15 protein-coding genes are annotated in these 14,089 nt (G+C 36.4%); 3 read left to right on the forward strand and 12 right to left on the reverse strand.

Annotated features, from left to right (window positions below; all coding sequences use genetic code 11):
* Positions 1 to 28: 28 nt before the first annotated feature.
* The 7 genes from rplS to EZ449_RS18510 all read right to left on the reverse strand — a co-directional run bounded on the left by rplS (position 29) and on the right by EZ449_RS18510 (position 4,940).
* Positions 29 to 376, reverse strand: a complete 348-nt coding sequence (rplS, locus tag EZ449_RS18480) for a 50S ribosomal protein L19 (RefSeq protein WP_131561660.1) — start codon at positions 374 to 376, stop codon at positions 29 to 31.
* Positions 377 to 514: 138 nt separating this feature from the next.
* Positions 515 to 1,189, reverse strand: coding sequence for a tRNA (guanosine(37)-N1)-methyltransferase TrmD (trmD, locus tag EZ449_RS18485; protein ID WP_131561662.1), 675 nt, complete (start codon positions 1,187 to 1,189; stop codon positions 515 to 517).
* Between the two features lie 80 nt (positions 1,190 to 1,269).
* Positions 1,270 to 1,737, reverse strand: a complete 468-nt coding sequence (locus tag EZ449_RS18490) for a DUF4488 domain-containing protein (RefSeq protein WP_131561664.1) — start codon at positions 1,735 to 1,737, stop codon at positions 1,270 to 1,272.
* A gap of 45 nt (positions 1,738 to 1,782) precedes the next feature.
* The gene (locus tag EZ449_RS18495) at positions 1,783 to 3,156 is read right to left on the reverse strand and encodes a DUF4419 domain-containing protein (RefSeq protein ID WP_131561666.1); all 1,374 of its coding nucleotides are present in this window, start codon (positions 3,154 to 3,156) and stop codon (positions 1,783 to 1,785) included.
* An 83-nt stretch (positions 3,157 to 3,239) separates the two neighbouring features.
* Complete coding sequence (locus EZ449_RS18500; RefSeq protein WP_131561668.1) at positions 3,240 to 3,674, reverse strand: hypothetical protein; 435 nt, start codon at positions 3,672 to 3,674, stop codon at positions 3,240 to 3,242.
* A gap of 60 nt (positions 3,675 to 3,734) precedes the next feature.
* On the reverse strand, positions 3,735 to 4,262 hold the full coding sequence (gene rimM, locus EZ449_RS18505; protein ID WP_131561670.1) for a ribosome maturation factor RimM: 528 nt from the start codon (positions 4,260 to 4,262) through the stop codon (positions 3,735 to 3,737).
* A 105-nt stretch (positions 4,263 to 4,367) separates the two neighbouring features.
* Positions 4,368 to 4,940, reverse strand: coding sequence for a 30S ribosomal protein S16 (locus EZ449_RS18510; protein WP_131561672.1), 573 nt, complete (start codon positions 4,938 to 4,940; stop codon positions 4,368 to 4,370).
* Between the two features lie 143 nt (positions 4,941 to 5,083).
* Here EZ449_RS18510 and EZ449_RS18515 point away from each other — a divergent pair, with 143 nt between their 5' ends.
* Complete coding sequence (locus tag EZ449_RS18515) at positions 5,084 to 5,605, forward strand: 5' nucleotidase, NT5C type (RefSeq protein ID WP_165499806.1); 522 nt, start codon at positions 5,084 to 5,086, stop codon at positions 5,603 to 5,605.
* Positions 5,606 to 5,852: 247 nt separating this feature from the next.
* On the opposite strand, the gene EZ449_RS18520 is transcribed toward EZ449_RS18515, so the two are convergent.
* A complete protein-coding gene (locus EZ449_RS18520) occupies positions 5,853 to 8,936 on the reverse strand; it encodes a VIT domain-containing protein (RefSeq protein WP_131561674.1) in 3,084 nt (1,027 codons plus the stop codon).
* A gap of 287 nt (positions 8,937 to 9,223) precedes the next feature.
* Between EZ449_RS18520 and EZ449_RS18525 the strand changes: the two genes are divergently transcribed.
* A complete protein-coding gene (locus tag EZ449_RS18525) occupies positions 9,224 to 9,550 on the forward strand; it encodes a heavy metal-binding domain-containing protein (RefSeq protein ID WP_047799724.1) in 327 nt (108 codons plus the stop codon).
* Between the two features lie 52 nt (positions 9,551 to 9,602).
* Here the strand turns inward: EZ449_RS18525 and pfkA are convergent, their stop codons facing one another.
* From pfkA to EZ449_RS18545, 4 genes are all read right to left on the reverse strand, one after another.
* Positions 9,603 to 10,586: a 6-phosphofructokinase gene (gene pfkA / locus EZ449_RS18530; protein WP_131561676.1), complete on the reverse strand. Its 984-nt coding sequence runs from the start codon at positions 10,584 to 10,586 to the stop codon at positions 9,603 to 9,605.
* A gap of 4 nt (positions 10,587 to 10,590) precedes the next feature.
* Positions 10,591 to 12,267, reverse strand: coding sequence for a protein-disulfide reductase DsbD family protein (locus tag EZ449_RS18535; RefSeq protein WP_131561678.1), 1,677 nt, complete (start codon positions 12,265 to 12,267; stop codon positions 10,591 to 10,593).
* A gap of 147 nt (positions 12,268 to 12,414) precedes the next feature.
* Positions 12,415 to 12,864 (reverse strand): protein-disulfide reductase DsbD N-terminal domain-containing protein, encoded by a 450-nt coding sequence (locus EZ449_RS18540; protein WP_131561680.1) that lies wholly within the window; start codon positions 12,862 to 12,864, stop codon positions 12,415 to 12,417.
* A gap of 8 nt (positions 12,865 to 12,872) precedes the next feature.
* Entirely contained in the window at positions 12,873 to 13,649 is a 777-nt protein-coding gene (locus EZ449_RS18545) for a biotin--[acetyl-CoA-carboxylase] ligase (protein ID WP_131561682.1), read from the reverse strand.
* Between the two features lie 44 nt (positions 13,650 to 13,693).
* On the opposite strand from EZ449_RS18545, the gene rsfS reads away from it, so the two are divergent.
* On the forward strand, positions 13,694 to 14,068 hold the full coding sequence (gene rsfS, locus EZ449_RS18550; RefSeq protein WP_131561684.1) for a ribosome silencing factor: 375 nt from the start codon (positions 13,694 to 13,696) through the stop codon (positions 14,066 to 14,068).
* Positions 14,069 to 14,089 lie beyond the last annotated feature (21 nt).

The raw sequence follows: 14,089 nt of genomic DNA on the forward strand, positions 1-14,089 counted from the left end.
TGAAGGCTATATCTTATAATAAAGAATATTATTTTCTCAAAGATTTGATACGAGCAGCTTTACCAGTTAAAGCACGTAAATAGAACAATTTCGCTCTACGAACTTTACCATAGCTATTTACTTCTACCTTATCAATGTTTGGAGAATTGATAGGAAAAATACGCTCAACACCAATACCATTGCTCATTTTACGAACTGTGAAAGTTTCGTTAGCACCAGCACTGTTACGTTGTATTACAACACCTTGGTAAATTTGAATACGTTCTTTATTACCTTCGCGAATTTTATAGTGCACGCTCACTGTATCGCCAGACTTGAACGCAGGAAAATCTTTTTTCGCGATGGCCTGCTCTTCAACAAATTTTACTAAATCCATGATTTTAAGCTATTAAATCGATATTTCATCCCGTGAAAATCGGATTGCAATATTAGGGATTATTTTTGAGAAAAAAAAACCTAATTTAATTTTTTCCACAATCTTTACGAATTCCACATTTGGATAGATTAGATACTTCTATTCCAAAAGATCTGGACGGCGAGTTTTAGTTCGTTGTAAAGCTTCGTCATGCCTCCATTCGTTTATTTTAGCTTCGTGTCCGCTAAGCAAAACATCAGGCACTTTATGTCCACGCCAATCTGCTGGGCGGGTATAAATTGGTGCATCTAGTAACTCACCTTGAAAACTATCAGAAAGGGCAGAGGTTTCATCGTTTAAAACACCAGGGATTAAACGCACTACAGCATCTACCACAATTGCAGCCGGCAGTTCTCCGCCACTTAACACATAATCACCTACAGATATCTCCCTTGTTACGAAAACATCTCTTATACGCTGATCTATGCCTTTGTAATGCCCGCATAAAATGATGATGTTCTTCTTACCGGAAAGTTCGTTTGCGGTGGTCTGGTTTAAAGTAACTCCATCCGGACTCATAAAAATAATTTCATCATATTCTCTTTCCGCCTGAAGCTTTTCGATACAAGCCGCAAAAGGCTCAATGCTCATCACCATTCCGCTACCGCCTCCGTACTGATAATCATCAACACTTTTTTGCTTGTTTGTTGCATAATCTCGAAGATTATGGACAACAATTTCGGCGATGCCCTTTTTTTGCGCCCGTTGCAAAATAGAATGGGCAAATGGACTTTCAAGTAAAGCAGGCAGAACAGTAATAATATCGAAACGCATAACGCAAAGGTAAGAATTGAGATTGGAGTATAGAATTTTGTTATTCTTATCAATTCTAACCAAGAAGATTTACTTAAAACTTATTTTGGAATTACCTCTACCTTCCGCCACAGCTCTTTCCATCGCATGGTTTTATTACCTTTATCATCTTCTAAAGCACCCTCTAAAGATAAAAAATTATTATTTCCATTTTTTATTAAATGAAACTCAACTAAATACGTTTTCCCTGGATTGTTAGAATCTGCTCTGCTGTCGGCAAGCAGTATATCATTAAAATGACTTTTATCAACAACTTGGTATTTTCCTTTTTGAAGGATAAATGCACCCTTACCAGTAACAATTACTTGGCTGAGCGTACCATCACTATCAAAAACCTTAAGCGTAGTATTTTGAGGATCCATGACATGATCACTTTCTGCTAAAGCAATGTTGGTTAATTCCCAAATGCCCACAAGAGGTGCCTTGGCAGTTGAATCCTGAGCATTTACCCTGTAAAAAGATAGTGCAAACAATAAAAAAATGATGCTTTTTAAAAATTTAATATTCATAGTTAAAATCGAGGTTAATTTTTTAAACAGATATATTATTCTTTACTAGGGTATTTTTATGTCGTCTATTCCGAATTTATCTTTCTTAATATTTAGCCACTTATCATTTATGGAGATTTGTGTTTTGGGGAATAACTTTAAAATTTTTTTTTCCTCTTCATCAGTTATCTTTCCCTTTAATTTAAGGATTGAAATATTGATTTCTGCCAATTTATTAGGAATCTTAATCTCACCCTTAAAATTCATTTCCAGTACCCTCAAGCTTTTGGAACTGTAAACCTCATCGGGTATATCAACAATATTATAAATACTTAGCGCATCAGATTTCTTCCACCTAGGCGTTGCATTGGTTGAGGGAGTAGCGTTGATGGCCCAACCAATTTCAGGCTTAAGCGTAAAGTCTTTTTTATCTTGCTTAACGCCCATAAATCCTGCCCAAAACTCCATGTTATAAACTTTGCCATGTTCTATATCCTTTAATACAAAAGGAACCTTAACAAGCTCTGAAGCCAAACCACCAATATCAGAAATTGGTTTAAAATCTGTTCTTAATCCTTTTTTGGTGAATGGAAATAATTTGGTAATCCAACCATCAATCGTATTTATCGTTCCGTAAGATTTCGTGGTATGTACCTTAATCATATTCATCCAAAATTGATTATTAGCTTTTCCTTTCTTAGCCAAAATAATTTCTTTCACAATTGGCTCAAGCTCTTCTGTCCACCATTTTAAATCATACTGTTTTATAAAACGGATTTTTTTTAACACCTTTTCCCAATCCTCAGTTGTTCCCTCTATGGTTACCCTGGGTATGCCACAACCTATAATTACAACTTGATAGACAAAGTAAGATTTCATCCCATCCATTAAGGTTATTTCGGAGGCAATTTTGGATGTTGGGGTTGTGGTAGTAAAATCTGCTGTTAAATTCTTTGTGAATTTCTCGCCCGTAAATAAGCTAATCTGTTTATTAAACTGAGGGAACACGGCTTCCCAATTACTTGTTTTATCGCCAAGTTGAATATCACCAGCAACTACAGTTAAAACCTTATTGCCCTCAAAGTGTACAAGTTTATTGCGAAGCGCCTCCTTGTTATTATCGATGTGCCTTGCAAATCCCTGACCTATTAACAGCCAGATCATATCTGGAGACAGCACAATTGGTCGATGATCTAAATATGCGTTAAATAAACCCGTTAAAAATGGATGATCTTGATAGAAAACCAAGCTATCGGGAAATGGAGAAGTTTTTTCAAAACTTGTACGATATAACTGTGGGAGTTCTTTTGATGAAGATTCACGAAGTAACTTCTGTGGCTTGGATAATTGTTCAATCTCTACAATGGTATTTTCCTGTGCGTTTAATGCACAGGAAAACATTAACATACCTAAAACTAAATGGCATAGTTTAATAATCATAACAGCGCTTTCGTGATATGATGCAAACTATGGTTAATTCCATAAATAAACTAAAATTCAATTTGCTGGATGATTAACTTGGATTAGTCAATCGCATTTACCTTAACCAATTGATCAGTCCATTCCAATTTTGAACCTCCATTTCTGGCATCTACCACACCAGTCATTTTCATTTTTTGGTTATTTTCACTTAGCTCGAAAGAGTTTATATACTGTTTGCCCGCCAATTGATAGGTGGCATCAGCTCTTGCATAAGTAATATCGAGAACATAAAAGTTGTTTGATAACACCTTGAAAGATCCGCTGTGGGTAACGATTTTAGTGCCGTTCTCTTTTACTAGGTTATAAAAGCTGCCGTCTGATTTAAAGACAATTTTGCTTCCTGGATGATTCGTTACATCCCAAATTCCAACAAAAGGTTTAATTTCTTTTAGATTAGCTTGTTGTACGGTTTTGCAAGAAACGATTGATAATACAGCGAACAGAATTGCTGTGCAATAGGATAATTTTTTGAGCATGTTAATTTTGGTTAGAGTGAAATCTAAATTAACAATTTTATTGATCTATTGCAAGCCCTATTATGAAGTAAGATAAATATCCAAAAGTCCTTCTGGTAAGTCCACAGTTAATATTTTCCCTTCATCATCAATTTCGATGATAAAATCCTCATTTAAAGGGAAAAGAATTTCAGTTTCTTTATACAAAACGGTAGCTACAAATTGTTGTGGATATTCATTAACCTCTAAAATTTCGCCTAGCTCACCAAGAGTTTCATCAATGGCTATAAAACCTTTTAAATCTGTGTAAAAAAATTCATCTTCACCACGTTCTGGCATTTGGGCATTTGGCAAATAAAGTTTTTTCTTCAACAAGGCTTGCGCTTTATCGATATGATCAACATCATCGAAATTGAAATAGCCAGTTTTATTTACCTGTAATTTGGCAGACGCCACGAAATAGGGAACAAGCTTGCCGTTCATATCAGCAAAAACGACATCAAACTCCAGTTTCTCGTAATCATCAAATTCGAAAAACACCTGAACTTCTCCCTTTAAACCTCTTGATTTGGTAACGTAACCTATATAAAATGCTTCTTCGTGTTTCATATCACCCCAAACCCCTAAAGGGGCTATTGTTAAATTCTCTTTTAAATAGAAATAGCGTTCCGAATCATCCGGAACGCTATTTTCTGTGCAACAAAATAAAATGAATTATTCTGCGCCTTCTTCTTTAGTAGCTTCTGCTGCAGGAGTTTCTTCAGTTGCTTCAGCCTCAACAGCTGGTGCTTCTTCATTAACTTCTTCTTCAACAACTTCTTCTGCAACTGGTGCATTTTTAGCTGCGATAGCTGCTGCTCTATCTTCTTTTTTCTTAGCTTCTGCTGCTAATGCTGCTTTACGCACATCAGCTTTAGAAGTAGCTAAACCTTCTGTTTTACCAGAGATTTTACCAGCTTTACTATCTAACCAAGCAGTGAATTTCTCATCAGCTTGTTCTTGAGTTAAAGCACCTTTCTTAATACCACCTTCCAAGTGTTTTTTGTACAAAATACCTTTGTAAGATAGGATAGCACGAGCTGTATCAGTTGGTTGTGCACCACTGTTTACCCAAGCTAAAGTTTTTTCGAAGTTAATTTCGATGGTTGCAGGATTGGTATTTGGGTTGTAAGAACCTAAACGCTCAATAAATTTACCATCACGTGGAGAGCGAGAATCCGCTACCACAACATGATAAAAAGGTTTGCCCTTTTTACCGAATCTTTGCAATCTGATTTTAGTTGCCATTTTTCTTTTGTATTTATGTATTCAACATATTTCCCGGAACTTCGTGTTGCGGGCTGCAAAGATAAAAAAATTCTGCAAATTAAAAACATAGTTTAATTACTTTGTTTTCAGGATATTTAGCCCAAAATATTTGCAGATACAATATGGAAAGAATTGCCATTGATATGGACGAGGTTATTGCCGACGTAATCCCTAAATTTCTTAAACTTTACAATCGGGATTTTGGTATACCGCTTGATTTGAAAATCGAAGCTGGAAATGAGGTTTTTAAACAAATACCTCAAGATGTAAACCAAAAATGGTTCGAATACATTAACGAACCGGGCTTTTTTCGCGATTTAGAAGTGATTTCCGATAGCCAACGCGTAATTAAGGCTTTGCAAGAAAAATACGATGTTTACATTGTTTCTGCAGCAATGGAATTTAGAAATTCGTTGGTTGATAAGTACGATTGGCTTGCCGAACATTTTCCTTTTATCGATTGGCAACACATCATGTTCTGTGGAAATAAGATTGTTGAGGTTGATGTGCTAATTGACGACCGAATTAAAAACTTCGTAAATTTTAAAGGCCGACCGCTTTTATATACTTCGCCACACAACCTTTTAATTACCGAATATGAAAGGGTAAATAGCTGGGAAGAGATTGCAGGATTGTTGCTTTAATATTAGCATATAAAGCTTTGACAACTCTCTATCCACTTTGTTATTAGAGTTATCAAAACTAAAAAACACTTAAATTCTTTTTAAATTTAACCATATAAAAAACGTAAGAACATTGCGGTGGAGCATCAAACTTATATTTCTTATATGGTTAATTCTTTTACTAATTTTGGCCTTGGTTCGCGTCTTCACGAACCATTAATGCAAAACACCAAAATCGGTATAATCATTTTTTCCTATCGGTGAAATCCTAATTAAAACTAAACTCCCCAACCAAATTCCCATTCTTATTATCAGCCGCCATTGGCAATACAACCACTTTCCTTTGTTGTTTGCCAGTTGCGTATCTCGTATAAATCTCTGCAGTAACGGTTGTTGGTCCGCTGATATTGATTTGCCTATCGCCAAAATAATTCACCTCAATCTTGTATTTCCCTTTTACAGCTTTTTTAATCATAAATTGCTCCGGACCATAACCAGATGTAAAATCGTTGCTAATTCTACCACCAATTTTTGTCCGGTTATTTCCATAGTAACCCTTTTCACCAGTTGGGTCGGTTAGCCACAAATCGATATCAGTATCATTTTTATTCCAATTTAAAACCACACGAACATCAACAGGCAATGGCTGAATTAGTCTTTTATCGATTCCTTTCGTGCTTAGCTTATCGCCATGTTTGGCAATTAAGTTATTGATCTCAGAAATGATAATCTCTTCAATTCCCTGATCGCGATCTGCAGTTTGCGAGTTATAACTTTGGGTTAAAACCTTATATAAATTATCCAAAGCTTTTTGATATTGACCCGCATCGGCCAATGCCAAGGCGTAATCACGGTAACTTTGCGCATCCATTGGGCGCCATTGCAAAACCTTTTGCGTGATAAAAATTTCATCACTATAATTTCCGGTTTGCTTTAATTTATAAGCGAGGGTTTTGTATAAATCGGCATTCTCCAAATCTAAATCGGCAATGTTACTTAAAATGGTTAAAGCCCTTACACTGTCTTTTTGCTGATAAAACCAATTGGCAACATCAAAATAAAACATTGGTGTACTAATATAATTTGGGCGCATTTTAAGATAGGCTGCATAGGCACTGTCTGGTTTTCCAACCAGGTTTTTCATATAATCTTTATCGCTTTTAAATTCAGGAATGATGATAGCTGGTTGAGATTCTACAACTCTCGTTTTAGATTGACTAATTGATAATCCAGCGACCTTACCTTGAAGTGCTTGTTCTACATTGGCAACGGGTGCCGAAGCTAATTCTTGCGATTTAATAGTAGTAACTGAACCTGTCATCATTCTTTTTTGCTGAGTAGCAGAACCAACAATCATCACTTCGCTTAATGCATTTTTTTGTTCTGATTCTCTAAGCCTTTCAACAGTTGGAGGTTCTGCTGCTTTGTCTGCTTGGATTCTGGGTGGAGCGGCCGGACTTGATTGCGGTGTTGAGCGTGATATTTGTGAACTTCCTTGAGCGGTTCTAGTTTGATCCGCAACAATCACATTTTCTGGCGTTGGATATTGTTCTTTCCCTTTGGCTGGTTCTTTGTAATAAAAATCGGTATTCCACCAAGTTTTTAACTCTTTTGTCATGGCAACCGCAGCATTCAATAAATCAGTTTTACGCTCTAAAATATCAATTCTTCGTTGTTTCAGAACAGCTTCGTAAGCTGGTCGCAATTCTACTGGCGGAGTAATATCATAACGCAAATAGTCATCTAAATTTTCCAAAACAATTAAGCTTGTATTGCGAGTAACAATGCCAAATTGCTTGCTCAAAACGCTAATATCATCCTTATTGACTTCGTATTGAATATCCATTTCGGCAATTTTCTTTTGCGCCCAAACACGGCTAACATCAATACTACTTAATGCGTGTTCGGTAGCATTTAAGCGAATCGTTTGCTCAGAAATCACGGTTGTTCCGTAGCCAAACTGTAAAACGAATTCGGTATTTAGGCCATTCATAATTCCCGCAACAGACAATTGTCCATTTACGTTTACATGCATAGAGGGATAAGTTTGGCGAACATCGGTTCCGTTTTTAATTCCTAAGAATTGAAGATTTTCCTGACTTAATTGTTTAAATGCTTCATTTGTAGCCATAACATTTAGGTTTACAAATTGTCCCCCGGTTTTGAGGCTGACATATTTCAAGGTGCTATAATCAGCCTTTAAAGAAGTATTGATACAATGAATAGGTTTATTTAAGGCAACAGTGTTTTTGCCAAACGTAGAAAGTCCGTCGCTAAAGAAAATATATTCATCCGCTTGGAAAGTTCTCGAATTTATGGCGCTGAAGTTTGTACCACCATCGTAAGTGATTTTATTCAGTTTTTCTTTTAAAACATCCCAATTTCCATTAGAAATAATAAATGTGCCAGCATTTTTGAAACCATTATTTACTAAACCCAATTGAATGGTTAGATTTTGTTTCTGTTTGATAATCAAATCTAAAAGCGCCAACTCTTTCTTAGTGTCGCGTTGCAGGCCGCTTAAGGATGCATCCCAAATTAAACCGATTTGATTTGCCCATTGCCTTGGGCGACTTTGAACCTTTGGAAAAACATTTACCAAGAAATAATATCCATTTGATGCCTTTTGCATTTGCACTTCTGGTAAATCATTTCGTTTGGGCAAATTAATGGTTAAGCCGTTTTTAGATTGATAATTGGTTTTATTGATTTCTGCAACGTAAGTATTTCCAGTTGCCTTTAAATCGAAACTTCCATCTGGCTGCTCGCCTAATTCGGGTTTGATCACACTCTCGAAAACTGTTGCTTTTAGCGAAAAATTTTCGATGGATTGATTGTAATCTAAAGGCAAGTGATATTTTAAAACATTACCGCTATTAAATCCAAGTTCTTCTTCGTAACCCACAAGAATGGTTCGGCTTCCGTTTGCTGGTAGCGGATAAATTCTTGTTCTAAAGTTATTTCCTTCTACTTTCTCTAACAAACCTGGGTCAACCCGGCGACGTTCGATGCTTTCGAAAACTTCGGTTGCCTTAGCTTTTTCTACCGGAACTGCTTCACGCATTTTGCCATTAATATCCAAAGCATATCGGCTAATGCTTACGCCTTCTGGCATTGGAAAAGTTAATTCGCCCTCTAATATTCTATTGCTGCTATTATGGAAAGTCATGGTCATTACCGTTGTGGCCATGTTTCCGGTAATTTGCACATCGATATTGAGCTTGCTTAGTTTAACGGCTTGCTTTTGTTCTTCGGTTTCAGCTTGTTGAACCTTTAAAACGGGCATTTGTGCCTGAACTAGAAATGTAATTAAAAATAGAGGGACGATGAGTAAGGTTTTAGATAGTCTCATACATTGATTTTAAATAGGGATGCAAAATTTATACGGATTGCATAAATTTATTTTTGAAGCCTCGCTATGCTTACGAAAATAGATGCGGAAGCCTGTGTAAATAAACCCGATTGGAATGAAAATCCTTTTTGATAGCAGCAACCTTGAATATGCTGACAGAAAGTTTTTCAAAAAGATTGAAATGAAAAGCGGGGGCAGAAATAACCAATAAAAAACAGAACCCTGCTTTTCTAAAAAGCATGTAACATTTAATTAAAATTGAGTTCTAATTATTAAAAACTGAAACTATGTTATTAACGACAACGCCATCTGTTGAGGGCAAGAAAATTGTGAAATATGTTGGTCTGGTTACGGGTGAGACCATTATTGGTGCAAATATTTTTAAGGATTTATTTGCTGGAATAACCGATATTGTTGGGGGTAGATCTAGCTCTTACGAACGTGTGTTGAGAGAAGGAAAAGATACCGCACTAAACGAAATGCAACAATATGCGGCCGCTTTAGGTGCCAATGCAATTGTTGGAATAGATTTAGATTACGAAACTGTTGGCAGTGGTGGCAGTATGTTAATGGTGAGCGCCAATGGAACTGCGGTTATTTTGGAAGATTTGTAGGCGATATAAAATTAGATGAATACTGACGATTGCCAGTATTCATCTATTATTTTTAGAATGACAGAATGTCGATTAATTTTAACCAGGTAGAACTTACTTTTTCTGCATCGATATGTTTAATGGCATGATCGAAAGGTGTAAACGTAATCTCTCGATTTATTTGTCCGGCCATCACGCTTCTTTCGCCATTAATTAAGCCCTCAACAGCTGCAACGCCCAACCTGCTCGCTAAAACACGATCCATGCAAGTTGGCTTTCCGCCACGCTGAATATGTCCTAATACCGAAACTTTCGTGTCATAATGTGGGTATCTTTCTTGTAGAATTTCGCCAACCTTAAAAGCGCCGCCAGTATCATCACCTTCGGCAATAATGATAATTTTCGATGCCTTATCTTTACGACTATGCTCTAGTTTATGCAAAATATCATCTACATTCATGTTCGCTTCAGGAATCATAATGGCTTCTGCGCCAACACCAATGCCACTTCGTAAGGCAATTAAGCCTGAATCGCGACCCATTACCTCTACGATGAACAATCTATCGTGAGATTCTGCAGTATCTCTAATTTTATCAACAGCATCAATAACGGTATTAATGGCCGAATCGTAACCAATGGTAAAATCGGTACCTGCAAGATCGTTGTCAATAGTTCCGGGTAAGCCAACGATTGGAAAATCGAATTCTTGAGCAAAAACATTCGCTCCAGTAAAAGTTCCATCTCCCCCAATCACGACCAAGGCATCAATGTTTTTATCCTTAAGGTTTTGATAAGCTGTTTTTCTGCCCTCAACCGTTCTGAAAGCCTCACTACGGGCGGTTTTTAAAATGGTACCGCCACGTTGGATAATGTTGGCCACAGACTTGCGATCCATGGCTATAAAATCGTTATTGATTAAACCTTCGTATCCACGAATAAATCCAGTTACTTCAATATCGTAATAAATTGAGGCCCTAACAACAGCCCTAATTGCGGCGTTCATGCCCGGAGAATCCCCTCCGGAGGTTAAAACACCAATGTTCTTTATCTTATTCATTTTGTTATTTCTTTCCCTTAAAAATATCTAGGGCGCTTTGCAAATATAGTGCATAATCCTTTGCATCAAAGATTGCTCCTTGAGGTGCTACCAATGTATTTAAATCATGACCAGCTAAAACATAAAATGGCTGTGAATTAGAATTATATTTTGATGCCTGAAAATCAGCATTCCACGCTCCTAAGTCTTCAGTATCCTTACGCAAAAATGAAGAATAATGAACTTGGCTAGTAGGAACCTTAGCAGATCTTTCATCAACATATAGCTGAATTAATACAAATTCTTCTTTAATTAAGCGGCCAACCTCAGGGTCGATCCAAACATTATCTTCCATTTTTCGGCAATTTACACAAGCATGTCCTGTAAAATCTATGATCATAGGTTTATTTACTTTTTTGGCATAAGCAAGACCTTCATTTAAATCGAAAAATGCATTGAAACCACGCGGTGGATGAAGTACATCGCTATATTTAACTTTCGCTGGAAATTCGGAAGATGTGATTGATGCCTGAGTGCTACCTCCAAGGATGAAATCTTGTGTATTCATTGGTGGGGCTAAACCACTTAAAACACTTACCGGAGCACCCCATAATCCTGGTAAAATATATACGGCAAACGAAAAAGATAAGATAGCCAAAAACAGCCTTGGTACGGAAACGTAAGATAAATCACTGTCATGAGAAAATTTGATTTTTCCTAACAGATAAATTCCCATCAAAATAAAAATAACAATCCATAAACAAAGGAAAATTTCTCTATCAAACCATTCCCAATGCCATACTAAATCTGCTGCTGATAAAAATTTTAAAGCTAAAGCCAACTCCAAAAACCCCAAACACACCTTTACGCTGTTAAGCCAACCACCAGATTTAGGCATACTATTTAAAAAGCCTGGAAATATGGCCGATAATGTAAACGGTAAAGCCAAGGCTAAGGCGAAACCAAACATTCCAACTGCAGGGCCAAGCACGTTTCCTTTTGAACTGGCCTCAACCAATAATGTTCCAATAATTGGGCCTGTACATGAAAACGAAACTAAGGCCAGCGAGGCTGCCATAAAAAATATGCCACCCAACCCCTTGCTGTTATCTGCTTTTTGATCTATTTTATTTACAAATGAGCTTGGCAAGGTGATTTCGAAAGCTCCAAAAAAGGAAACAGCAAATACAATGAGGAGTATAAAAAATGCAAAATTAAACCAACCACTGCTGCTTAGTTCGTTAAGCTTACTTGAGCCAAAGAGTATGGTAATTAATAAACCAAAAACCACATAAATAACGATAATCGAAATTCCATAGAGAATGGCTTGCCCAATGCCTTTTTTTCTACTTCCCGCTTTTTTGGTAAAATAGCTTATCGTTAAAGGCACCATAGGAAAAATGCAGGGCATTAAAAAGGCTAAAAAACCGCCAAACAATCCTTTTATAAAAGTTTGCCAAAGGGTTAGCTTTTCTGCTGAAGTGCTTTTAGCTACGGTTTTTGCGACAGCTTTCGTTTCTTTCTTAACTGTGTCTTTTACAATATTGTTAGCTGCACTGTCTTGTGCCGAGCCTACCTCGGTAAAAACCATGTCGCTTGGTGCCGTTGCGGTGGTATCCTGTATTACGGAGCCGTAACTTTTAATAGCTGGCAATGCTAAAAACATTGCTGCCATTAGTAATAATAATAAAACCTTTTTCATTTATGTGTTTTGTGTGTGTTTGTGGCCGTGAAATTAAGAATAATTTTATAAACGATTAGTTTATAAACGGCTACACCAAGTAGATTTTACTTTAAAAAGAAACAGTCCCGAGTTCTTCGGGACTGTTTGTAAATATTTTGGTATCAATTATTTAACGGGAACGCTAAACTCTACTTCTTCTGGGGGAAGACATTGCCTATCGTTACAAACCATAAATTCTACCTTACCCTTAACGGCTGTAGTAGCTTTATTCAGTTTTATTTTCTGTTGGAAGATTACCGAACTCTCAAAATAACTAACATTCATTTTAAAAGTGCTCTCATACTTGGTGATGGCTTTTGGCTCAACTGTTTTTCCAACTAGGGTAAAATCTTTTGATGGGGAGAAAGTGAAAGTAGTTTTAACCGGTCCACCATCTTTTACGTTTTGAGAATAAATATGCCATTTATCTTCAATGGTTGCTTTAATGTATAAAATAGCTTCTGTTTTGCTTACTTTTTTTGCGAAGTAAGACCAGGTAACCGGTTTCTCGATTTGAGCAGACGCTCCAAAAATGGTAAATAATACCATGGATAGCGCCAGTGTGATTCTTTTCATTTGTGTGTTTATTTTGTGTGTGTAAATTCTATTTCCTTAAAGTTGAAAGAAACCAAACCATTAGCGGTGTTCATTTGCAATCGACCACTATCTTCAACTCCAATAATTGTACCTTCAAAAACCTCTCCATTTTGTTTATAACTAGCCGACATTTCGAAGTTATACAGCCTTTTAAGGTAATCGTTTTGTAAAATACTATATTTTCCTGATCTCAAAATTAGGTAGTATTTTTCCATAAACACAAATATTTTCTCCATAATATCCATCAAAGGCGTAACCTTTTGTAAAATTTGAATGACGGATGTGGCTTTATCGCTAATATTTTCGGCAAATTCTTGCTGATTAATATTCAAACCGATGCCAATAACTGATGATTTTATGGAACTCCCTGTCAGTGTGTTTTCAATTAAAATACCACCTACTTTCTTGTTCAAATAATACATATCATTTGGCCATTTTACTTTAATCCCACTGGGGATAAAATGAGAAAGAGCATCGCTAACAGCTAAACTAACGGCAATATTTAAATAAAACTGTTTATCCAAAGGTAAAAAAGAAGGTTTTAAATATATACTTGTGCTGATATTTTTCCCTGCCTGAGTTTGCCAAACGCTCTCTTGCTGCCCTCTACCCGCAAACTGATTGTCTGCCATAATTACAGTGCCTTCTGCTAATGGCTCGGATTTTGACACCAAATCTTTCAAAAAGTTATTAGTAGAATCAACCTCTTTTAATTTGATTAAATTTTGACCAACAAATAGTGTCGAAAAAGTGTTATTTTGCAAGTGTTGAGTTTATATTATTGTAATTCCAAAATTAAATCATTTTAATGGTAAAAAAGAAAATAGTAGCCCTTTCTACATACCTTTCTGAGTTAGCCGTTCTGGGCATTCAGGAAAAAAAAGGAGAAGATATTGTGCGGTTAGATCTAACGAATATTCATACATCTGTAGCAGATTATTTTATTATCGCAAGCGCCAATTCTGGTACGCAAGTAAAAGCAATTGCCGATAGCGTTGAAAAAGAAATATATAAAGTTACCCAAGCAGACCCAAGACATAAAGAAGGTTTTGAATCTGCAGATTGGATTATCTTAGATTATTTTGATGTGGTTGTGCACATTTTTAAAACAGAAAAGCGCCACTTTTATGGCATAGAAGAACTTTGGGGAGATGCAGAAAGCACAAATTATCAGAGCGCATAACCTATAGAACCACAATTTTGA

The sequence above is a fragment of the Pedobacter frigidisoli genome (assembly GCF_004331675.1).
Classification (GTDB): Bacteria; Bacteroidota; Bacteroidia; order Sphingobacteriales; family Sphingobacteriaceae; genus Pedobacter; species Pedobacter frigidisoli.

Excerpts from the sequence above, each read along its gene's own strand:
- rsfS (WP_131561684.1), top strand. The coding sequence starts at position 13,694 with ATGGTAAAAAAGAAAATAGTAGCCCTTTCTACATACCTTTCTGAGTTA.
- EZ449_RS18490 (WP_131561664.1), bottom strand. The coding sequence starts at position 1,737 with ATGAATATTAAATTTTTAAAAAGCATCATTTTTTTATTGTTTGCACTA.
- EZ449_RS18500 (WP_131561668.1), bottom strand. The coding sequence starts at position 3,674 with ATGCTCAAAAAATTATCCTATTGCACAGCAATTCTGTTCGCTGTATTA.
- trmD (WP_131561662.1), bottom strand. The coding sequence starts at position 1,189 with ATGCGTTTCGATATTATTACTGTTCTGCCTGCTTTACTTGAAAGTCCA.
- EZ449_RS18525 (WP_047799724.1), top strand. The coding sequence starts at position 9,224 with ATGTTATTAACGACAACGCCATCTGTTGAGGGCAAGAAAATTGTGAAA.
- EZ449_RS18540 (WP_131561680.1), bottom strand. The coding sequence starts at position 12,864 with ATGAAAAGAATCACACTGGCGCTATCCATGGTATTATTTACCATTTTT.
- EZ449_RS18520 (WP_131561674.1), bottom strand. The coding sequence starts at position 8,936 with ATGAGACTATCTAAAACCTTACTCATCGTCCCTCTATTTTTAATTACA.
- rimM (WP_131561670.1), bottom strand. The coding sequence starts at position 4,262 with ATGAAACACGAAGAAGCATTTTATATAGGTTACGTTACCAAATCAAGA.
- pfkA (WP_131561676.1), bottom strand. The coding sequence starts at position 10,586 with ATGAATAAGATAAAGAACATTGGTGTTTTAACCTCCGGAGGGGATTCT.
- EZ449_RS18510 (WP_131561672.1), bottom strand. The coding sequence starts at position 4,940 with ATGGCAACTAAAATCAGATTGCAAAGATTCGGTAAAAAGGGCAAACCT.
- rplS (WP_131561660.1), bottom strand. The coding sequence starts at position 376 with ATGGATTTAGTAAAATTTGTTGAAGAGCAGGCCATCGCGAAAAAAGAT.
- EZ449_RS18535 (WP_131561678.1), bottom strand. The coding sequence starts at position 12,267 with ATGAAAAAGGTTTTATTATTATTACTAATGGCAGCAATGTTTTTAGCA.
- EZ449_RS18515 (WP_165499806.1), top strand. The coding sequence starts at position 5,084 with ATGGAAAGAATTGCCATTGATATGGACGAGGTTATTGCCGACGTAATC.
- EZ449_RS18495 (WP_131561666.1), bottom strand. The coding sequence starts at position 3,156 with ATGATTATTAAACTATGCCATTTAGTTTTAGGTATGTTAATGTTTTCC.